The sequence below is a fragment of the Variovorax sp. 01N429 genome (assembly GCF_056399425.1).
In genome coordinates, this window is sequence record NZ_JBFTRG010000003.1 from 20,646 (window position 1) to 40,524 (window position 19,879).

The window sequence follows — 19,879 nt, forward strand, 5'->3', positions numbered from 1 at the left end:
GGGCCATCCGCGCTAACCCTGAATTTTAGCGGTCCCGATGGGATAATTCCCGCCATGAGCATTACCTACAAAGACGCCGAAGGCGTGGCCGGCATGCGCGTGGCGTGCCGCCTCGCCTCCGAAGTGCTGGACTACCTCACCCCCCACATCAAGCCTGGCGTCACGACCAACGAGATCGACAAGCTCGCACACGACTTCATCACGCAGGTGCAGGGCGCGGTCCCTGCGCCGCTGAACTACATGGGCGCGAGCAGCGTCCCTTACCCCAAGTCGATCTGCACCTCCGTCAATCACGTCGTGTGCCACGGCATCCCGAACGACAAGCCGCTCAAGAAGGGCGACATCATCAACTGCGACATCACCGTCATCAAGGACGGCTGGCATGGCGACACGAGCCGCATGTTCGTGGTCGGCGACGCATCCATCGCGGCCAAGCGGCTCTGCGCTTTCACGTACGAAGCCATGTGGCACGGCATCGTCAAGGTCAAGCCGGGGGCCCACCTGGGTGACATCGGCTTCGCGATCCAGCGTTTTGCCGAAAGCAATGGCTTCTCGGTGGTGCGCGAATTTTGCGGGCACGGCATCGGGCGCGGGTTCCATGAAGAGCCGCAGGTTCTGCACTACGGCAGGCCCGGCACGCTCGAAGAGCTCAAGCCCGGCATGACCTTCACCATCGAGCCGATGATCAACGCGGGCAAGCGCGAGATCAAGGAAGACGCCCGGGGCGGCCAATATGACGGCTGGACGATCGTGACGCGCGACCACTCGCTGTCCGCGCAGTGGGAGCACACAGTGCTCGTCACTGAAACCGGCTACGAGGTGCTCACGCTCTCGGCCGGCAGCCCGCCGCCACCCGCCTTCGTCGCCGCTGCCGTTGCGGCCTGACGTGGCATTGGCCTTGCAAGGCTGCCACGGTGGATATTTCCTCGTTGCGTGACGCCTACCGAACCCACAAGCTGGCGCTGTTCGACCAGCTCCGGAGCGCTCGCGCGCCCGCGCGCAGCGTGCATACGGTACTGCGCCAACTTGCCGCGCTGGCCGACGAAACCCTGAGCGCGCTCTGGGCGGATGCCGGCTTCGGCACCCAGATGGCGCTGGTCGCCGTCGGCGGTTTTGGGCGTGGCGAGCTGTTTCCGTATTCGGACGTCGACGTGTTGCTGCTGCTGCCCGAAGACCATGGAACGGACATCGAACCCGCCCGCCTCGAAGCCTTCATCGGCCATTGCTGGGACGCCGGTCTCGAAATCGGCTCCAGCGTGCGAACCGTGTCCGAATGCCTCGCCGAATCGGCGAAGGACGTCACGGTACAGACTTCGCTGCTCGAATCGCGCCTGATCATTGGCGACAAGAAGCTTTACGCCACCTTCCGCAAGAGCTTTTTCGCGGCCATCGATCCGCAGGCGTTCTTCACCGCCAAGTCGCAGGAAATGCGCCATCGGCATCAGAAGTTCGAAAACACGCCCTACGCGCTCGAACCCAACTGCAAGGAATCGCCCGGAGGCCTGCGCGATTTGCAGACGATCCTCTGGATGACCAAGGCGGCTGGTTTCGGCAACCGCTGGGACGACCTTGCCAAGAACGGCCTTGCGACAACCTTCGAGATCCAGCAGATCAAGCGCAACGAAGCGCTTCTGAGCCTGATTCGCGCGCGTCTGCACGTCACGGCCAACCGCCGCGAGGATCGCCTGGTGTTCGACCTGCAGACCGCCGTGGCCGCGACCTTCGGCTACGTCGGCGAATCGCAGCGCAAGGCCAGCGAAGCCCTCATGCGGCGGTACTACTGGGCGGCCAAGGCAGTGACGCAGCTCAATCAGATCCTGCTCCTGAACATTGCCGACCGTCTCCAGCCGCAGATCGAGCAGCCGACACCGATCAACGAGCGCTTCTATGAAAAGGCCGGGCTGATCGAAGTCGCGAGCGACGATCTCTACGTCAAGGATCCGCACGCGATCCTCGAGACCTTCCTGCTCTACCAGAAGACCATTGGTGTCAACGGCCTATCGGCCCGCACGCTGCGCGCGCTCTACAACGCGCGCCACGTCATGGACAGCAAGTTCCGCAACGACCGCGTGAACCACATGACCTTCATGCGCATGCTGCTGCAACCGCGCGGCATCACGCATGCGCTGCGGCTCATGAACCAGACGTCGGTGCTGGGCCGCTACCTGCGCGTCTTTCGCAGCATCGTGGGGCAGATGCAGCACGACCTGTTCCATGTCTACACGGTCGACCAGCACATCCTGATGGTGGTGCGTAACGTGCGGCGCTTCTTCATCGCCGAGCACGCGCACGAATACCCCTTCTGCTCACAGCTCGCGGCGGGCTGGGACAAGCCGTGGATCCTGTACATCGCTGCACTCTTCCACGACATTGCCAAGGGCCGCGGCGGCGACCATTCGACGCTGGGCGCGCGCGACGTGCGGCGCTTCTGCCGCCAGCACGAGATTCCGCGCGAAGACGCCAAGCTGATCGAATTCCTGGTCGGCGAACACCTGGTGATGAGCCAGGTCGCGCAGAAGCAGGACCTGGGCGATCCGGAAGTGATCGGCGCCTTTGCCAAGCGCGTGGGCAATGAGCGCTACCTGACGGCGCTCTATCTGCTCACCATCGCGGACATCCGGGGAACGTCACCGCGCGTCTGGAATGCGTGGAAGGGCAAGCTGCTCGAAGACTTGTATCGCCTGACATTGCGCGCCTTGGGCGGCCGCATGCCCGATCCGGGTGCGGAGATCGAATCGCGCAAGCGCGAAGCGCTGGTGCAACTCGCGCTGCATGCGGAGCCTCTGGACTCGCACAAGGCGCTCTGGGAAACGCTCGACGTCGGCTATTTCATGCGGCACGATGCATCCGAGATCGCCTGGCACGCGAAGCAGTTGTCGCGCCACGTGCCGCACCGGGGCGTGCCCATCGATCCGCGCACGCCGCCGCTCGTCCGCGCGCGCCTGTCGCCGGTGGGCGAAGGCTTGCAGGTGGCCGTGTATACGCCCGATCAGCCCGATCTCTTCGTGCGGATCTGCGGCTATTTCGACCAGTCGTCCTTCAGCATTCTGGATGCCAAGGTGCACACCACCACCAATGGCTTTGCGCTCGATACGTTCCAGGTGGTCACCACCTTCATTCCGGAGCACTACCGCGATCTGATCAACATGGTCGAAGCCGGGCTGACCAAGACGCTGAGCGAAGCCGGGCCGCTGCCGACGCCGAGCAAGGGTCGTGTGTCACGCCGGGTGCGCAGCTTCCCGATCAAGCCGCGCGTCAGTCTGCTGCCCGACGAAAAAGCGCAGCGCTGGCTGCTCAGCATCTCCGCGAGCGACCGTGCGGGCTTGCTGTATTCGGTCGCGCGGGTGCTGGCTCGACACCACCTCAATCTTCAGCTTGCGAAGATTTCGACGCTGGGCGAGCGTGTCGAAGATACGTTCCTGATCAGCGGGCCGGAGTTGCAAGGGCAACGGGCGCAGGCGGCGATCGAGACGGAATTGCTGGACGCGCTGGCTTCGTGACTTTGGACTTTGGACTTTGGACTGTGGCGGCTACATCCTCCCGCTCGCCAGCCGCCGCTCCAGCCACACGCTGTACCTCGACAGCCCGAAGCACAGCACCCAGTACACCAGCGCGATAAACAGGTAGCCCTCCAGGTAGAACGGCCTCCACGTGGGATCGCCGCCGAGGGCAAGCCCCAGCGCGCCCGTCAACTCGAACAAGCCAACGACCGTCACCAATGAGGTGTCCTTCAAGGTGCCCACCACGCTGTTGGTGAGCGCCGGAACCACGATGCGCAACGCTTGCGGCAGCACGATGTCGCGCTGCACCGGCCACCGCCCGAATCCGAGCGCCATCGCGACTTCAGTCTGCCCGCGCGGCACCGCCTGCAGTCCGCCACGAATGATCTCCGCCAGATAGGCCGCAACGAACAGCGAAAGCCCTGCAAGAACACGGATCAACACATCGGGCTGCCATCCCGCTGGCCAGAGCAACGGCAACAGGAACGAGGCCATGAACAGCACCGAGATCAGCGGCACGCCCCGCACCAGTTCGATGTAGGTCGCGCATAGCGTACGGACCGCCGGCCATTGCGAGCGCCGCCCTAGCGCAAGCGCCAGCGCCAGTGGAAACGCAAGCGCCAGGCCGACGACCGCCAGCCCGATGGTGAGCGGCAACCCGCCCCAGCGGTTGGTCGGCACCGAGTCGAGCCCGAAAATGCCGCCGCGCATCAATACGAGGAACAACGCGAGCGTCGCCACCCAAAGCGGCAACAGCCACCACCGCCAGGTGCGCGGCCACGCGCTCAGCATGGTTGTCGCCGAAAGCACCGTGACGGCGATGGCCGGCCGCCATTGGTCTTCGTACGGGTAGCGGCCGAAAAGGATCGGACGCCATTTTTCGGCGATCACGCCCCAGCACGCGCCGTGCTGCACCGCCCGGCAAGCTTCGGCATCCGGTCGAAACACGGCATGCAGCACAGCCCAGTCGACGATGTGAAAACCGGCCCAGGCGAACACAAGGATCAGCGCAATCGTCGAAGCTGCACGCAGCGGCGATCCCCACAGCTCGGCGCGCCATGCGATGGCCTGGCTTGCGCTTCTCGCGCCGCTCACCGCCAGCCCCTGAGCGCGACGCGCGCGTTGTAGCGATTCATCCCGCCTGAAATAAGCAGCGACAGCGCCAGGTACACCGCCATGATCACAGCGATGCACTCGAAGGCGCGGCCGGTTGAATTGATCGACGTGTTGGCGATGGACACCAGTTCCGGATAGCCCACCGCGACGGCGAGCGAAGAGTTCTTGGTCAGGCTCAGCAACTGGTTGGTGAGCGCCGGCACGATCACGCGCAGCGCTTGCGGCAGCACGACGATTCGAAGCTGTTGCCGCGGCGAAAGCCCGAGCGCTTGCGCTGCGAGTTTCTGCCCCTGCGAGACCGAAGTGATGCCGGCTCGCACGATCTCGGCGACGAAGGCCGCCGTGTACAGCGCCAGCGCGATCACCACGGCAAGATATTCCGGGCTGAGCGCCGCGCCGCCGTTGATGTTGAAGCTGCCACGCTCGGGCCATTCGAAGTGGCTCGGCCACCAGCCCCCATCTTCGATGACCGGCCACGGCATCGAGAGACCGCCCTTGCTGAGCCAGAAGCCGCTCGCCAGTTCAATCGGCTCGGTCGAATCCGGCAGCAGTTGCGTGAGGGCGAAGTACAACATCAGCAACTGCACCAGCAGCGGCACGTTGCGAATCGTCTCGACGTAGGCACCGCAAAGGCCACGCACCAGCACATGCGGCGCAAGCCTGCCGATACCGAGCAGCGTCCCGAACACCACCGCGATGACGGCAGCGGGAATCGCCGCTCGGATCGTGTTGATCAAACCGGCCAGAAAGGCACGCCAGAAGGGCTGGCCCGCGTTGAAGTCGAGCCATCCTTCCGAGATCTCGAAACCGGCTGGCTGAAGAAGGAAGTCGAAGCCGGACCGCACGCCGCGCCCCCGAAGCACTTCGAGGGCGTGCAGGACGAGCCAGAAGGCGGCGCCCACCACCAGCGCGATCAGCAAAGCCTGCACCGCCCAGGCAAGCCAGACGGCGCGGCGCCCGCTGGCCGCCGGCCGATTCATCGGACCGGCAATCCGTACATCAGGCCGCCCTTGTTCCAGAGGTTGTTGACGCCGCGGGGCAGCTTGAGCACCGACTTCGGACCGACGTTGCGCTCGAAGACCTCGCCGTAGTTCCCCACCGCCTTGATCGCGCGGTAAGACCAGTCCTTGTCGAGACCGAGCAGCTTGCCGAGGTCTTCGCTCGTGCCCAGCAGCCGTTGCTGTTGCGGGTCCTTGCTGTTGGCCTTCAGGTCATCGACGTTGGCCTGCGTGATGCCGAACTCCTCGGCCTCGATCAGTGCATTGGGCACCCATTTGGCGATCGCGAACCATTCGTCATCGCCCCGGCGCACCAGCGGCGCGAGCGGCTCCTTGGAGATCAGCTCGGGCAGGATGACATAGTCATCGGGGTTCGATGCTTCCTTGTTGCGCAAGCCGGCGAGCGCCGATGCGTCGGTCGTGAACGCCTGGCAGCGGCCGGAGAAAAACGCCTTGAACGACGCCTCGAAGCTCTCGAACACGACGGTCTTGACCGGAATGTTCTGCGCCTTGAAGTAGTCGGCGACGTTCTTCTCGTTGGTCGTGCCCGACTGCGTGCAGATGGTGGCGTTCTTGAGTTGCTTGGCGCTCGTCACCTTGATCTTCTTGGGTACAAGGAAGCCCTGGCCATCGTAGTAGGTGATGGTCGTGAAATGAAAGCCGAGCGATGCATCGCGCGTCAGGGTCCAGGTGGTGTTGCGCGCGAGGATATCGATCTCTCCGGCCTGCAGTGCTGAAAACCGCTGCTGCGAATTGAGCGGTACGAATTCAACCTTCTTGCCGTCCCCGAGCACCGCCGCCGCGATGGCACGGCAGGTGTCGACGTCCAGCCCCGACCAGTTGCCCTGCGTGTCAGGCGCGGAGAAGCCGGCGACCCCGTTGGTCACGCCGCACTTGACGCTGCCGCGTTGCTTGACCGCGTCGAGCGTCTTGCCGGCAAAGGCCGGCGCGGCAATGAAAGCCATGGCGGCGGCTGCGGCGGCAACCGCCGGGCGAAAACGTTGGTTCATTGGGAGACCCTCTTCATTGTTGGAAATTGCTGCAGCGGGCAGTTTACGAGGCAGGTGACAGTCTGCCAAAGAACCGGGGGTTCGAAGCAAATTCGCAAAATGCTCATCCAGATCGAACACAATCGGGCCTCTTCAAACGACCAAAAAGGTTCCTCGTCCATGATCCGTTCCGATGACACCGGCAAGCTCGTTCTGCGCCTTGCGCTTGGCGTGCTCATTCTTCTTCACGGCATCGCCAAGCTCACCGGCGGCATCGGATTCGTCTCCGGCCAGCTCACCGCGCAGGGCCTCCCGGGTGCTTTGGCCTACCTCGTGTTGGTCGGCGAAGTCCTGGCACCGGTGCTTCTGATTGTCGGGATCTACACGCGCGCGGCGGCGTGGATCGTGGTGCTCAACATGCTGGTGGCAATCTGGCTGGTGCATGCCAAGCAGATGTGGGCCCTCGGAAGCAACGGCGGCTGGGCACTCGAACTGCAGGGCATGTACCTGTTCGGGGCCCTCGCCCTCGCCTTCCTCGGCGGCGGTCGATTCAGCGTCGCCGGCAGCGGCGGCCGCCTGAACTGATCAGTCGTCCTCGCTCGCATCGAGGCCCGGAAACAGGACCTCGGTGAAGCCGAAGCGCGTGAAGTCGCGCACACGCATCGGATAGAGCTTGCCCCATAGGTGGTCGACTTCGTGCTGGACGACGCGGGCATGGAAGCCGCTCACGGTCCTGTCGACCGGGTCGCCGTAGGGGTCGAAGCCGGTGTATCGAAGATTTGCAAAGCGCGGCACCACGCCGCGCAGGCCGGGCACGGAGAGGCAGCCTTCCCAGCCCTCTTCTTCTTCGTCGCCGATGGGGGTGATGACCGGATTGATCAGCACCGTTCGCGGCACGATGGGGGCATCGGGGTAGCGCGGGTTCACAGCGCCGGTGCCGAAGATCACGATCTGCTGGTCGACTCCGATCTGCGGCGCGGCAAGGCCGGCGCCGTTGGCGGCATGCATCGTCTCGAACATGTCTCGGATGAGCAGATGCAACTCGTCAGTGTCGAAGGCAGCGACCGGTTGCGCGACGCGCAACAACCGGGGATCGCCCATTTTCAGGATTTCGCGGATGGCCATGGCGCGATTATCGCGAGGCCACGGCCGTCAGGAGTGTCGGCCTCCACCGCCCCCGCCGCCCCAGCGCCCGCCGCCTCCACCCGCCCCCCGTCCTGGACCGGGACCGCCGTGGCCCCATCCCCCATGACCCCAACCGCCGTAACCCCATCCTGCGCCGTGCCCCCAATAGGGGTGCCCCCAGCCACCGCGGTAGTAGCCGGATCCGTAGACGCCGCCGATGACGAGCGACGATCCGCCCCACGCCCCATAGGGGTAGGCATAAGGGTAGTAGTAAGGATAGGAGGCGTAAGGGTAAGCCCCTGAGTACACGGCACCGCTGTAGTAGGGCCCTGTCGGGTACGCCACGCAAGCGCTGAGTAAGGCGGCACCCCCGATGGCGATGCAAGCGCCCAGACGACGAATTCGATTCATGAGGACTCCTGTCGACACGCATCAGTTCAACGCCCCATCGTCCGCCTTGTTGACAGGGCTTGCCGGGCCGGCGTGTAAAGCGCCTTCTGCGGTTCGTTCAGGGCGACCGAAGGATTTCCAGCATCTGCGCCTCATCGATCACTGCGACACCGAGATCGCGCGCCTTGTCCAGCTTGCTGCCCGCTTCGGCGCCCGCAACGACGTAATCGGTCTTCTTGCTGACGGAACCCGACACCTTGGCGCCAGCCGCCTCAAGCTTGTCCTTTGCCTCGTCGCGGCTCAGCGTAGGAAGCGTTCCTGTAATCACAAAAGTCTTGCCCGCCAGCGGCTTCGGCACTCGCGCGGCAGGCTCGCCCTCCTCCCAGTGCAGCCCGCAGGCGCGCAACTGCTCGACCACTTCGCGGTTGTGCGGCTGGTCGAAGAAAGTACGCACGCTCTGCGCTACGACGGGGCCGACGTCGTTGACTTCGAGCAGTTGCTCTTCGGTCGCATCCATGATCGCGTCGAGCTTGCCGAAGTGCTTGGAAAGGTCCTTGGCGGTGCTTTCGCCCACGTGGCGAATCCCCAGCCCGAAGAGAAAACGCGGCAATGTGGTTTTCTTCGATGCCTCCAGCGCATCGACGATATTCTTTGCGGACTTTTCCGCCATCCGTTCCAGGCCGGCCAGCGTCGACAAGCCGAGCTTGTAGAGATCGGGCAAGGTTCGGATCAGTTGGGTATCGACCATCTGCTCGACCAGCTTGCCGCCAAGGCCCTCGATGTCGAGCGCGCGTCGCGCCGCGAAATGAAGGATCGCTTCCTTGCGTTGTGCGCCGCAGAAAAGTCCGCCCGTGCAGCGGTAGTCGACTTCGCCCTCCTCGCGCACGGCATCCGAATCGCACACCGGGCATTTGTGAGGCATCGTGAAGATCGGCCCCCGCTGGTCGTCGGGCTTGGCGACACTCTCCGGCAGTACGCTGACCACCTCGGGAATGACGTCGCCCGCGCGTCGGACGATCACGGTGTCGCCCACCCGCACGTCCTTGCGACGCACCTCGTCTTCGTTGTGGAGTGTGGCGTTGGTCACCGTCACGCCGCCGACGAACACCGGCTTGAGCTTGGCCACGGGCGTCAGCTTTCCGGTGCGGCCGACCTGCACCTCGATGCCGAGAACTTCGGTCATCTGCTCTTGCGCCGGATATTTGTGCGCCACGGCCCAGCGCGGCTCGCGCGAGACGAAGCCGAGTTGCCGCTGCAATTCGAGGCTGTCGACCTTGTAGACCACACCATCGATGTCGTAGGGCAACGCATCGCGCTGACGGCCGATCGTCTCGTGGAAGGCGATCAGTTCCAGCGCGCCTCGGGCGCGCGCGGTCTGCGTGGCAACCGGAAATCCCCAGGCATGAAACTGCTGCAGCCAATCGAACTGCGTCGGCCAGTTGGGGCCACCCTGCTCCGGCGGCGTGACCTCGCCAAGGCCGTAGGCAAAGAAGCTCAGCGGACGATCGGCCGCGATCGCGGGATCGAGCTGGCGCACCGCGCCGGCCGCGGCGTTGCGGGGGTTGACGAACACCTTTTCGTTCTTCTGCCCGGCGGCGATCTTCTGGCGTTGACGCTCGTTGAGCGCGTCGAAATCGTCGCGCCGCATGTAGACCTCACCGCGGACTTCCACGACCGCCGGAATCTCGGATGCGTTGCCGCGCAGCCTGAGCGGAATCTGCTGCACCGTCCGGATGTTCTGCGTGACGTCTTCGCCGACTTCGCCGTCGCCACGGGTTGCGGCCTGCACCAGCACGCCCTTTTCATAGCGCAGGTTGAGCGCCAGGCCATCGAACTTGAGTTCGCAGACATAGTCGACCTGCGCCGCGTCTTCCGCGAGCCCGAGTTCCCTGCGAACGCGCGCATCGAAGGCGCTGGCACCGCCCGGCGTGATGTCCGTCTCGGTGCGAATGGACAGCATCGGCACCTTGTGGCGAACCTTGATGAAGCCCTCGAGCGGCTTGCCGCCCACGCGTTGTGTCGGCGAATCGGGCGTGCGCAGTTCCGGGAATTCGGCCTCCAGCGCTTGAAGACGCTGAAACAGCCTGTCGTACTCGGCGTCCGGCAACTCCGGCGCGTCGAGAACGTAGTAGAGATGAGCGTGCCGGTGAAGCTGCTCGCTCAGAGCGGCGGCTTCGCGAACTGCGTCTTCATGCGTAGTCTTCATGGATATCGAATGGCAATGTACCTAGTTCCAGAGATACCGCGGAACCGGCTTCGCCGGGCCGCAGGTATCGCCCCCTCGAAGGGGGGTGGCGGCCACACGAAGTGGGCAAGCCTGGGGGTGGTCAACTAAAAAGTCGCCGCGCCAGCGGCGATCCCGCCGAGAGATCGCGCGAGTCGAGCGTGTCGTAGAGCTGCTGGAGATCGGCGCCGATGGCGTCCATGGTCTCGTCGCGCAATGGCTGTCCGTCGCTGTCAGTCACGATGCCGTCCATTTCGCGGGCGAGCGCCGCGGCAGCCTCTCGCATGCGGTCGAAGGGCCGTTCTTCGCGTCCGACTTGCGGCACATCCAGGCTCAGCGTGAGCTCGCGGATCGCCGATTGGGCGGGGTCGTCCGCCAGCGCCGCCTGCGTATCAAAGGACAAGCCAAGGATCGGTGGCAAGCCCGGTTCGGCGGCGGGCAGAACCATGCGCCCCGGAATCATCCCGGCGACGAAGCCCATGCGAGCGGCGTTCTGCTGCACATAGCCAGGGCTCCAGGCGGCATGGCGCGCGCGCAGCACAAAGCCGAGCTGTGCATCATGCGTGCTCGCGAACTGGTCAAGTTCGCGGCCACGGGCGACTTCATCGAGCATTTCGGGGAACTCGGGCGCACCGTTCACTGCGTCGGCGAAAGCCTGTGCCTTGACGACGAATTCGGAATATTCGATCTCGTTGAGCGCGCCTGTCCGATTGGCCAGCTGCACGCCGACCTGGAAGGCGCCGTAGCGCTGGCCCGGCACGGGCGGCTCCCAATTGCCCGTGTGTTCGTTCAAGCCTTCGACCGCGACGGGCTTGCTGCCGGCGCGCCGGGTCGAGGGCATCGCGGCAATCGCAGCGTCACCGGAAGCCAGCCCTTCGAGCGATATCGGCGCGATGACGTCGATCAGCGGATCGAGACCCCCACGGCGATCCGCCGTTGGTAGGGGCAAGGCCGCCGGCGCCGGCAGATCCGGATCGAACAGCGGCTCGTGCCGCTCGGTGCCGGGCCACCGATGCGAATCGCGGTGCAGCACGGGCTCCTGGTCGTCACGCGGCGGTGGGTTCGATTCGGGGGGCTCGCTGTCGACGGCATCGGGTTGTCGCGGCGCATTGCGACGCGACATCCAGGTGTTGTAGCCGACCACCGCGGCGAGGACGAGACCGCCAAGAATGGCGAGGGCGACGGTCAGGCTGCTCATGCAGCCTCGACCATCGACACCGCCGACTCCATGTCGACCGCCACGATGCGCGATACGCCCTGCTCCTGCATGGTCACGCCGATGAGTTGTTCCGCCATTTCCATCGCGATCTTGTTGTGGCTGATGAAGAGAAACTGGGTTTCGCGGCTCATGGCCGTGACCAGCTTGGCATAGCGTTCGGTGTTGGCATCGTCGAGCGGTGCATCGACTTCGTCCAGCAGGCAGAACGGCGCCGGGTTGAGCTGGAAGATTGCGAACACCAGCGCGATCGCGGTCAACGCCTTTTCACCGCCCGAAAGCAGGTGGATGGTCTGGTTCTTCTTGCCTGGCGGCTGGGCCATCACCTGAACACCGGAGTCGAGGATCTCGTCGCCCGTCATCATCAGCTTGGCATTGCCGCCGCCGAACAGTTCGGGGAACATGCGGCTGAAATGCTCGTTGACGGTCTTGAAGGTGCCGCCGAGCAGATCGCGCGTTTCTGCGTCGATCTTGCGGATCGCGTCTTCGAGCGTGCCGATGGCTTCGTTCAGGTCGGCCGACTGGGCATCGAGGAAAGTCTTGCGCTCGCGCGCGACGGCCAGTTCGTCGAGCGCTGCGAGGTTGACGGCACCCAGCGATGCGACTTCGCGGTTCAGCCGGTCGATTTCGCCTTGCAGGCCGGTGAGGCGGACCTTGTCGGTTTCGATCGACAGCGCGACAGCTTCGAGATCGGCCTGGGCGTCGACCAGCAGTTGCTGATATTGCTCGAAGCCCAGGCGAGCGGCCTGTTCCTTCAGCTGGAAGTCGGTGATGCGCTGGCGCAGCGGATCGAGTTCGCGCTCCAGTTGCAGGCGCCGCTCGTCGCTCGCGCGCAACTTGAGGGTGAGGTCGTCATATTGGCTGCGCGACGCGCCCAGCGCACTCTCGCGTTCCAGCTTGAGCGACAACGCGTCCTGCAAACCAGCCTGCGCGGCTGCGTCGGAAAGGCGCCCGAGTTCGGCGCGCGCGCGCTCGTCTTCTTCGGTGAGCGCCACGGTCTGCTGGGTCGCGGTTTCGATCGCGCGGCTGAGCTCGCCACGGCGGGCTTCGAGCGTGCGCTGAGCGAAGGTCGCTTCCTGCGCCTGGCGTTCGAGGCTGCGATGCTGGTCGCGGCTCGCCGCCAGCGCGCGGGCCGCTTCGATGACGCGCTCGTCGAGTTGCGCGTGCCGCTCCTGGCTGTCGGCAAGCTGCATGTCCAGCTCTTCGAAGCGTGATTCGGCTGCGATGCGACGTTCCTGCAGCTCCTCGAGCTGGGCAACGACTTCGCCTAGATCATTCGACAGTTGCTCGCTGCGCGCGCGTGTCTGTTCGGCCAACTGCGTCAGGCGCAGCGTCTCCACCTGGAGCTCGTGCGCGCGCGATTGCGTGTCGGCGGCTTCGCGGCGGGCAGTGATGAGGCGCTGCGCCGCGTCGGCGTAGGCGGCCTCGGCGCGAGCGAGCGCGGTGCGCGATTCATCGGCGATCAGCGTCTGGGCGCGCAACTGGCGCTCCAGATTTTCCATTTCCTGCTGGCGCGCGAGCAAGCCGGCCTGTTCGGAATCCTGCGCATAGAAGCTGACGCTGTGCGCCGTGACCGCGTGGCCGCTCTTGACGTAGATCGCCTCGCCGGGCTGGAGCTTGTCGCGCTGCGCCAGGGCTTCTTCGAGCGTGGCAGCCGTATGGCAGCCGTGCAGCCATTCAGCGAGCAGCGCCTGCTGGCCGGCATCGTTCAATCGCAGCAGGTCGGAGAGACGCGGCAGCGCGGCGGCGCTCTGAGGCGCGGCGGCGACGGGCGGCGTATAGAACGCGAGCTTGGCCGGTGGTGCGTCGCTGCCGAATGCGCGGACCATGTCGAGCCGGCTGACTTCGAGCGCACCCAGACGCTCGCGCAACGCCGATTCGAGTGCGTTTTCCCAGCCCTGCTCGACGTGGATACGGCTCCACAAGCCTTGCAGGCTTTCGAGACCGTGCTTGGCCAGCCAAGGTGCGAGCTTGCCGTCGGTCTTGACCTTTTCCTGCAGCGCCTTGAGCGCTTCGAGACGCGCGGACAGCTCGGCATGGCGCGCGCCTTCCGTGTTGACTGCCTGCTGGCGTGTGCGACGGTCGTCGTCCAGCTGCGGTACCGCTTCCTGCAAATCCTGCAGCCGCGCGTCCGCTTCGGCAGCGGCCTCTTGCGCAGCGGCGAGCTGTTCCTGCAAGTCGCGCAGCCGCGCCTCGTCGGGGGCGGCGAGCGCGTTCTGGTCCGTGCGCAGACGCTCTGCGCGCTGATTGAGCTGACGGCTCTGTTCCTCGATGTTGCGCTGGTCGGCGGCCAGCACCTGGATCTGCTGCTGCACCTGCGCGACCGAAGCGCGTTGGGCATTCGCCTCGTCCTGTGCGCGTTGCTGCGCGTCCTCGAGTTCAGGAAGGCGCGCGTCATGCTCTTCGAGTTGCGCGGCCAGCAATTCGGCTTGCTCTTCGGCGTTGATGCCTTGGCCGGCGAGCGTTTCGATTTCGGCCTCTGCATCCTCCTTGCGGGCGCTCCACTGCGCGATCTGCTCTCGCAGTTGCACCAGTCGCTGCTCCACACGCTGACGGCCTTCGACCACGAAACGGATCTCGCCTTCGAGCCGCCCGACCTCGGCGCTGGCTTCATACAGCTTGCCCTGCGCCTGGTTGACCTGATCGCCGGCGGCATAGTGCGCCTGGCGAACGGTTTCAAGCTCGGCCTCGATGTGGCGGAGATCGGCGGTGCGGGATTCGAGATCGTTGATCGCCTTTTCGGCATCGGCCTTGATCTTGGCTTGGTCGGCCTCGCTCTCGGTCCGCTTCATGAACCAGAGCTGATGCTGCTTGCGTGTGGCATCGCTTGTCAGCGTGTTGTAGCGCGCCGCGACCTCGGCCTGCTTCTCGAGCTTTTCGAGGTTGCTGTTGAGTTCGCGCAGGATGTCTTCGACCCGCGTGAGGTTTTCGCGCGTGTCGCCGAGGCGGTTCTCGGTCTCGCGGCGGCGCTCCTTGTACTTGGAAACGCCGGCCGCTTCTTCCAGAAAGAGGCGCAGTTCTTCAGGCTTGGATTCGATGATCCGGCTGATCGTCCCCTGCCCGATGATGGCGTAGGCGCGAGGGCCCAGGCCGGTGCCGAGGAACACGTCCTGCACGTCGCGCCGGCGCACCGCCTGGTTGTTGATGAAGTAGCTCGAATTGCCGTCGCGCGTCAGAACGCGCTTGACCGCGATTTCGGCAAATTGCGACCATTGGCCGCCGGCACGGTGGTCGGCGTTGTCGAACACCAGCTCGACGCTCGAACGGCTGGCCTGTTTGCGCGTCGTGGTGCCGTTGAAGATGACGTCCTGCATGGACTCGCCGCGCAGTTCAGAGGCGCGCGATTCGCCGAGGACCCAGCGCACGGCATCCATGATGTTCGACTTGCCACAGCCGTTCGGGCCGACGACTCCGACGAGCTGGCCGGGCAAGAGGAAATTGGTGGGTTCGGCGAACGACTTGAAGCCGGAGAGCTTGATGGAATTGAGACGCACGGCAGGTCGGCCCTAAGCCAAGGTGTTGATTTGTAAGGAGATTTCACTGGCCTGGATCCGGAGGACCGGCCGCCACCCGAGGGCAGGATGATAACGTGCGGTCCATGCGCGCGATCCCCCGTTTTCCCCCTCTTGAACCTCATAGCTGGCGGCCTGGAATCTGCACGGCGGCCCTCCTGGCCCTGGTCGTCCTCGCACTTGGCGGTTGCTCGTCCACACAGCGGGCGGAGCCCTACAACAACCAGGAATGGCTCCAGACCGGAACCAACCGCATCGCGAACCTGGCGCTGCGCGACAACGTGCAGTCGATCAAGCGCGTGCAGCTGTCGCTCTACCGGCGCAATCCGCGCGAATGGAAAAAGTGGGCGACCAGCGCGGACGAAGCCATCCAGCGCACATGGGATGCAATCCAGCAGGAACAGCCGCTGCCCGATCTTCACGGCACCACAGGCATCGACGCCATCCGGCTGGCATTCGAGACCGCTCCCAAGCCCTACGAGGGCGACCGCGTCGCGGCTCTCGTGGTCGGCTGGGCGGCGCTGCTCAAGCAGGCCAACGGCAACACATGGGAGCAGACCATGCTGGACGGCGTGAACGCCGAGAACAGTTTTCGCGCGGCCCGCAACGTCGAGATCTCGCTGTGGCTCATCGGCTCCAAGACTGGCGTGGACGGCAAGCCTCTGCTGTTTGCCACGGAAATCAGTGAGCACGGGCGCAATCTGCTGGTCGATCGCGAGCTGTCGAAAGTGGTTGCGCGGCTTGACCTGATGGCCGCACAAGCGGACGAAAAATACCGCCGCGCGGCGCTCGACTTCAGTCAGAACTGGCTCCTCGGCAGCCTGGGACCTTTCTTCTCGATGGTGCCCAAGAACTAAGGTAGAGGCCCGGAGCAAATCCTGATGACAGCCCACACTCTTTCACGAACGCTTCGCATCGCTTTGTTGACGGCGTTTTGTGTCATGACTGCCGGCTGCGCGCTCATCACGGCCGACCGGCAGATGAGGCGGATCGGCGACGCCGTGTATTTCACGGGAATCGTCGAAACCGAGAAAGCGGCTCGCGGCCCCATCGTGGTCGTGCTTTACAAGCTCGGCGATGATCCGAGGCCCGTCTTCATCGACGTTGTTCCACGAAGCCGAGGGGTCTACCACCTCGCGGCTCCGCCGGGCCAATACGGCATCCTCGCTTTCGAGGACGTCAATCGCGACTTGCTGCACCAGAGCAACGAGCCGGTGGCACTCTATCGAGGAGCCGCGCTGGCGCTGGATGCCATCAACGATCCTCCGACTGTCGCGACAGGGCTCGGTCAGATCAAGATCCCATTTGCAGCACCTGCGATTGACTTGCCCGCTGTTCTCGAAGACGGATATGCAGAGCTGGTGCGTCGACGAACCGAGGAATTCGGCGCACGGGCCACCATCGACGAACCGCGTTTCTCGCCGCAAAAAGTCCGGCAGGGAATGTTCGCGCCCTTGCAGTTCATTGCCGAAGGCCGGGCCGGACTCTTCATGCTCGAACCCTTCGATCCGCAACGCGTGCCGGTGATCTTCGTCCACGGCATCGGCGGGTCGCCGCGCGATTGGGAAGAAGTCATCGATCAGCTCGACCCCAACCGATTCCAGCCCTGGGTCTTCTATTACCCGAGCGGCTTCTCGATCAACCTCTCGGCCATGATGCTGAACAATGCGATCGACGAGTTGCATTACCGCTACGGCTTCGACACCAGCGTCATCGTGGCTCACAGCATGGGTGGACTGGTCACCCGCGCGGCACTGAACATCATCCTGCGCGAAGGCCGCAAGCCGCCGGTACATCACCTGATCTCGATATCCACTCCGTGGCTCGGCCAGGAGAGCGCACGGGGGAAGCAACGATGGGGTCGTGTCCCTGCGGAGCGTTCTGCCGCCCGACATTCAAAGCCGCGCCGACTTCGTCTTCGGGTTCCACGAGGATCACAGTTCGATACTCCGGTCGAAAGCCATGATCGACAAGCTGAATCAGCGCATGAACGACTCGTCGAATCATCTGACGGCCCCCTAGAATGCTTCGCACCTCCCTGTCCAGGAACCTCATGAGCTCACTCAACTTCATCGGCGGCGAAAAAGGCGGTGTCGGCAAGTCGGTCACCGCGCGGGTCCTGGCGCAGTATTTCATCGACCACAGCCGCCCCTTTGTCGGATTCGACACCGATCGCTCGCACAGCTCCTTCACACGCTTCTACGAGGGATTTGCGTCCCCAATCGTGGTGGACAGCTTCGAGGGACTCGACACGGTCGTGAACGGCTTCGAAACCAATCCGCAACAGAGCGTCATCGTCGACCTCGCCGCGCAGACCCTGGCGCCACTCTCGCGGTGGATCAAGGAGTCGGATCTGTTCGATGTATTCGCCGAACTCGGCGTCGCCGTCAACTTCTGGCACGTGCTGGACGACGGGAAGGATTCAACCGATCTGCTGGGAACGCTGATCGACACCTTCGGCAATCGGCCGAACTACATCGTGGTGCAGAACTATGGCCGCGGCAACGATTTCGGACTGCTGCTCGGTTCGCAATCGCTCAGCAAAGCGACTGCACATGGCGCGCGCGTGATCGCCCTGCCGCGCCTGCACGATGCCAGCATGCGCAAGATCGATGCGCGCAACACGAGCTTCTGGAAGGCGGTCAACGACCGCGAAGGACCGCACGCGCTCGGACTGCTCGAACGGCAACGCGTGAAGACGTGGCTGGCGACAGCCTACGCGGCATTCGACACGCTGCCTCTTTAGTCGTTCGGCACGACCTCAGGCACTTCAACGACCCAGCCCGCTCGCGTGAGGGCTGCGGGTGCATGCCTGCCTTGTCGCAAACAGACAACGCGAATCTCAACTTCTAGGGTCGATCTTGCAGGGTTATGGGGCGATCTTGCAGGAGCGCGTCTGCCGCAAGGAGGGGCCTCTGATGGAATCGACTCAACTTCCCAATGGGAGGTTGGCCCGGGGGCCGGTGGGGAGCACAAACGTGCCGTCACGGTGAGCCTGTCACACCGGTGCCTTTGTTGAACCTAGGAGAACCCTGAATGAAAAAATCCTTTGTCGCCCTGGCTGCCCTGGCCACCTTGACCAGCGCAGGCATTGCCTCGGCACAGTCTTCCGTCACGCTCTTCGGCGTGGTTGATGCTGCTGTGAGCAGCTACTCGAACCGGGCAGAGACCCCCCTGGGCAATAGCCTCACGACGAGCCAGACCGCTCTCACCAACTCCGGCTACAACTCCAGCCGCCTGGGCTTCCGCGGGACGGAAGACCTGGGCGGCGGCTTGGCTGCCAGCTTTTGGCTCGAAGCTGGGCTGAACAACGACGACGGCAGCGGGAAGGCAACTGGCGGTGGGCTCAGCTTCAACCGTCGCTCGACGGTCAGCCTCGCCGGAGCATTCGGTGAAGTCCGCCTCGGTCGCGACTACACCCCGACTTACTGGAACGACACCGTGTTCGACCCGTTCGGCGCCAATGGCGTTGGCACGAACCTGATCGTGTCGGCAGGCCAGTCGATGAACAACGAAAACTACACGCGCGCCAGCAACTCGGTCGGCTACTTCCTGCCACCAAAACTTGGTGGTGTGTACGGACAGTTCATGTACTCGTTCAACGAACACGCAAAGTTCGATCCGGCAGTTCTGACCCCTCGTGTGCCCGACTCGCAGCGCACCGGCCGCTATATCGGTGGTCGCGTCGGATACGCCAACGGCCCGGTGGATGTGGCTCTCTCTTACGGCCAAAGCACTGTGGCGGACGATTTCTTCCTCGGATTGACTGCAAACTCGGTCAACTGGAGCCTGGGTACTTCGTACGACTTTGGACCGGTCAAGTTGTTCGGCGAGTACTCTGACAACAAGCTCGAAATCGACACCGATAGCTTTGGCTTGCTGGCTGATCCCGGCACGAAGGGTTGGTTGCTCGGGGCCACCGTCCCCGTCGGTCCAGGTCTTATCCGTGCCTCGTACTCGTCAGTGCGTTATCGCGGCATCGAACTCGGCGAAGAGCCAAAGGCCGACAAGTTCGCGATTGGCTATGTGCACAACCTTTCGAAGCGCACAGCTCTGTACACCACGGTTGCTCGCGTGAACAACAAGAACGGAACTGCCTTCACAGTTGGAGGCCCAGCCTACAACGCAGTGTTTGACGGCGTCTGGACCGTGCCGAAATCCTCCACCGGTTACGACATCGGTATCCGTCACGCCTTCTAACGCCACCTGACAGCAAGCTGAAAAATATCAGCATCCTTAGGCAGTTCTTGAGGGCTGTCCGGCGAGAGTCGGGCGGCCCTTTTCATTTTCACAATAGCCATCAGCCGACGACCCGCACATGCCAACGGCGGATTGTTCGGTCAAAGATATGGCAAGGGAGCCTCAATGCCGAACAGTATCCTGTCCAAACACATCGCAGACAAAGCCCTGGACCTCAATGACTTGCGCGTTTTTGCGTACGTCGCATCACATGCCAGCTTCTCGATGGCGGCGGACGCGTTGCAGATTCATAAATCAAGCGTCAGCAGAAGCATCACGCGACTTGAATCGATGCTGAAAGCACCATTGATTCAGCGCACGACGCGCAAGGTTCAACTGACGCGATGCGGCATGGCCTTGAAGGTCCGCTCCGTCGAGATCCTCTCCCACGTCAATGACTCGATCGCCTACATCGGCAGCATCAACGATGCTCAGTCAAAGCGCCACGGCGGGGAGCAAGGCTTGCGCATGCAAGGCGCCTGAACGAGCGGGCGCATGGGTCATGGCTGATCAGACTGCGCGTGCGAACGCTTGCTGCCGCGCAGTCGCCATGGCCGCCCAGTTCACATG

The 19,879-nt window shown here is 64.0% G+C and carries 16 protein-coding genes; 8 read left to right on the forward strand and 8 right to left on the reverse strand.

Going from position 1 to position 19,879, the window contains the following annotated elements:
- Positions 1–54 precede the first annotated feature (54 nt).
- Together map and AC1DSF_RS06170 are read left to right on the forward strand one after the other, a co-directional pair.
- Positions 55–885 (forward strand): type I methionyl aminopeptidase, encoded by an 831-nt coding sequence (gene map, locus AC1DSF_RS06165; protein WP_478126348.1) that lies wholly within the window; start codon positions 55–57, stop codon positions 883–885.
- A gap of 29 nt (positions 886–914) precedes the next feature.
- Positions 915–3,500 carry a [protein-PII] uridylyltransferase gene (locus AC1DSF_RS06170; protein WP_478126349.1) on the forward strand — a complete coding sequence of 862 codons (2,586 nt, stop codon included), beginning with the start codon at positions 915–917 and terminating at the stop codon, positions 3,498–3,500.
- A gap of 30 nt (positions 3,501–3,530) precedes the next feature.
- Here AC1DSF_RS06170 and AC1DSF_RS06175 read toward each other — a convergent pair whose 3' ends face one another.
- Genes AC1DSF_RS06175 through AC1DSF_RS06185 form a run of 3 tightly spaced genes read right to left on the reverse strand, consistent with a single transcriptional unit; the run spans position 3,531 to position 6,624 of the window.
- The gene (locus AC1DSF_RS06175) at positions 3,531–4,595 is read right to left on the reverse strand and encodes an amino acid ABC transporter permease (RefSeq protein WP_478126350.1); all 1,065 of its coding nucleotides are present in this window, start codon (positions 4,593–4,595) and stop codon (positions 3,531–3,533) included.
- Positions 4,592–5,596: an amino acid ABC transporter permease gene (locus AC1DSF_RS06180; protein WP_478182462.1), complete on the reverse strand. Its 1,005-nt coding sequence runs from the start codon at positions 5,594–5,596 to the stop codon at positions 4,592–4,594. The genes AC1DSF_RS06175 and AC1DSF_RS06180 overlap by 4 nt, the downstream gene beginning before the upstream one ends.
- A complete protein-coding gene (locus AC1DSF_RS06185) occupies positions 5,593–6,624 on the reverse strand; it encodes an amino acid ABC transporter substrate-binding protein (protein ID WP_478182463.1) in 1,032 nt (343 codons plus the stop codon). Before AC1DSF_RS06185 ends, AC1DSF_RS06180 begins: the two co-directional genes overlap by 4 nt.
- Before the next feature lie 159 nt (positions 6,625–6,783).
- Between AC1DSF_RS06185 and AC1DSF_RS06190 the strand changes: the two genes are divergently transcribed.
- Positions 6,784–7,188 (forward strand): DoxX family protein, encoded by a 405-nt coding sequence (locus AC1DSF_RS06190; RefSeq protein WP_478126353.1) that lies wholly within the window; start codon positions 6,784–6,786, stop codon positions 7,186–7,188.
- Here the strand turns inward: AC1DSF_RS06190 and def are convergent, their stop codons facing one another.
- The 5 genes from def to smc all read right to left on the reverse strand — a co-directional run bounded on the left by def (position 7,189) and on the right by smc (position 15,052).
- Positions 7,189–7,728, reverse strand: a complete 540-nt coding sequence (gene def, locus AC1DSF_RS06195; protein WP_478143091.1) for a peptide deformylase — start codon at positions 7,726–7,728, stop codon at positions 7,189–7,191.
- 27 nt (positions 7,729–7,755) lie between these two features.
- The gene (locus AC1DSF_RS06200; RefSeq protein WP_478126355.1) at positions 7,756–8,139 is read right to left on the reverse strand and encodes a hypothetical protein; all 384 of its coding nucleotides are present in this window, start codon (positions 8,137–8,139) and stop codon (positions 7,756–7,758) included.
- A gap of 97 nt (positions 8,140–8,236) precedes the next feature.
- Positions 8,237–10,324 (reverse strand): NAD-dependent DNA ligase LigA, encoded by a 2,088-nt coding sequence (gene ligA / locus AC1DSF_RS06205; protein WP_478182464.1) that lies wholly within the window; start codon positions 10,322–10,324, stop codon positions 8,237–8,239.
- A gap of 121 nt (positions 10,325–10,445) precedes the next feature.
- Positions 10,446–11,540 carry a cell division protein ZipA C-terminal FtsZ-binding domain-containing protein gene (locus tag AC1DSF_RS06210; RefSeq protein ID WP_478182465.1) on the reverse strand — a complete coding sequence of 365 codons (1,095 nt, stop codon included), beginning with the start codon at positions 11,538–11,540 and terminating at the stop codon, positions 10,446–10,448.
- Positions 11,537–15,052 carry a chromosome segregation protein SMC gene (gene smc, locus AC1DSF_RS06215; protein ID WP_478182466.1) on the reverse strand — a complete coding sequence of 1,172 codons (3,516 nt, stop codon included), beginning with the start codon at positions 15,050–15,052 and terminating at the stop codon, positions 11,537–11,539. Before smc ends, AC1DSF_RS06210 begins: the two co-directional genes overlap by 4 nt.
- Before the next feature lie 104 nt (positions 15,053–15,156).
- Between smc and AC1DSF_RS06220 the strand changes: the two genes are divergently transcribed.
- The 5 genes from AC1DSF_RS06220 (at position 15,157) to AC1DSF_RS06240 (ending at position 19,792) form a co-directional block, all read left to right on the forward strand.
- Complete coding sequence (locus AC1DSF_RS06220) at positions 15,157–15,927, forward strand: hypothetical protein (RefSeq protein WP_478182467.1); 771 nt, start codon at positions 15,157–15,159, stop codon at positions 15,925–15,927.
- Between the two features lie 84 nt (positions 15,928–16,011).
- Positions 16,012–17,127, forward strand: a complete 1,116-nt coding sequence (locus AC1DSF_RS06225; RefSeq protein WP_478182468.1) for an esterase/lipase family protein — start codon at positions 16,012–16,014, stop codon at positions 17,125–17,127.
- A complete protein-coding gene (locus tag AC1DSF_RS06230) occupies positions 17,124–17,816 on the forward strand; it encodes a P-loop NTPase family protein (protein ID WP_478182469.1) in 693 nt (230 codons plus the stop codon). Before AC1DSF_RS06225 ends, AC1DSF_RS06230 begins: the two co-directional genes overlap by 4 nt.
- Positions 17,817–18,106: 290 nt before the next feature.
- On the forward strand, positions 18,107–19,270 hold the full coding sequence (locus tag AC1DSF_RS06235; RefSeq protein WP_478126361.1) for a porin: 1,164 nt from the start codon (positions 18,107–18,109) through the stop codon (positions 19,268–19,270).
- 165 nt (positions 19,271–19,435) lie between these two features.
- The gene (locus tag AC1DSF_RS06240; RefSeq protein ID WP_478126362.1) at positions 19,436–19,792 is read left to right on the forward strand and encodes a LysR family transcriptional regulator; all 357 of its coding nucleotides are present in this window, start codon (positions 19,436–19,438) and stop codon (positions 19,790–19,792) included.
- Positions 19,793–19,879 lie beyond the last annotated feature (87 nt).

Coding starts and splice junctions, on each gene's coding strand:
- map (WP_478126348.1), top strand. CDS start 55: ATGAGCATTACCTACAAAGACGCCGAAGGCGTGGCCGGCATGCGCGTG.
- AC1DSF_RS06180 (WP_478182462.1), bottom strand. CDS start 5,596: ATGAATCGGCCGGCGGCCAGCGGGCGCCGCGCCGTCTGGCTTGCCTGG.
- AC1DSF_RS06185 (WP_478182463.1), bottom strand. CDS start 6,624: ATGAACCAACGTTTTCGCCCGGCGGTTGCCGCCGCAGCCGCCGCCATG.
- AC1DSF_RS06190 (WP_478126353.1), top strand. CDS start 6,784: ATGATCCGTTCCGATGACACCGGCAAGCTCGTTCTGCGCCTTGCGCTT.
- def (WP_478143091.1), bottom strand. CDS start 7,728: ATGGCCATCCGCGAAATCCTGAAAATGGGCGATCCCCGGTTGTTGCGC.
- AC1DSF_RS06200 (WP_478126355.1), bottom strand. CDS start 8,139: ATGAATCGAATTCGTCGTCTGGGCGCTTGCATCGCCATCGGGGGTGCC.
- ligA (WP_478182464.1), bottom strand. CDS start 10,324: ATGAAGACTACGCATGAAGACGCAGTTCGCGAAGCCGCCGCTCTGAGC.
- AC1DSF_RS06210 (WP_478182465.1), bottom strand. CDS start 11,540: ATGAGCAGCCTGACCGTCGCCCTCGCCATTCTTGGCGGTCTCGTCCTC.
- AC1DSF_RS06220 (WP_478182467.1), top strand. CDS start 15,157: ATGCGCGCGATCCCCCGTTTTCCCCCTCTTGAACCTCATAGCTGGCGG.
- AC1DSF_RS06225 (WP_478182468.1), top strand. CDS start 16,012: ATGACTGCCGGCTGCGCGCTCATCACGGCCGACCGGCAGATGAGGCGG.
- AC1DSF_RS06230 (WP_478182469.1), top strand. CDS start 17,124: ATGAGCTCACTCAACTTCATCGGCGGCGAAAAAGGCGGTGTCGGCAAG.
- AC1DSF_RS06235 (WP_478126361.1), top strand. CDS start 18,107: ATGAAAAAATCCTTTGTCGCCCTGGCTGCCCTGGCCACCTTGACCAGC.
- AC1DSF_RS06240 (WP_478126362.1), top strand. CDS start 19,436: ATGCCGAACAGTATCCTGTCCAAACACATCGCAGACAAAGCCCTGGAC.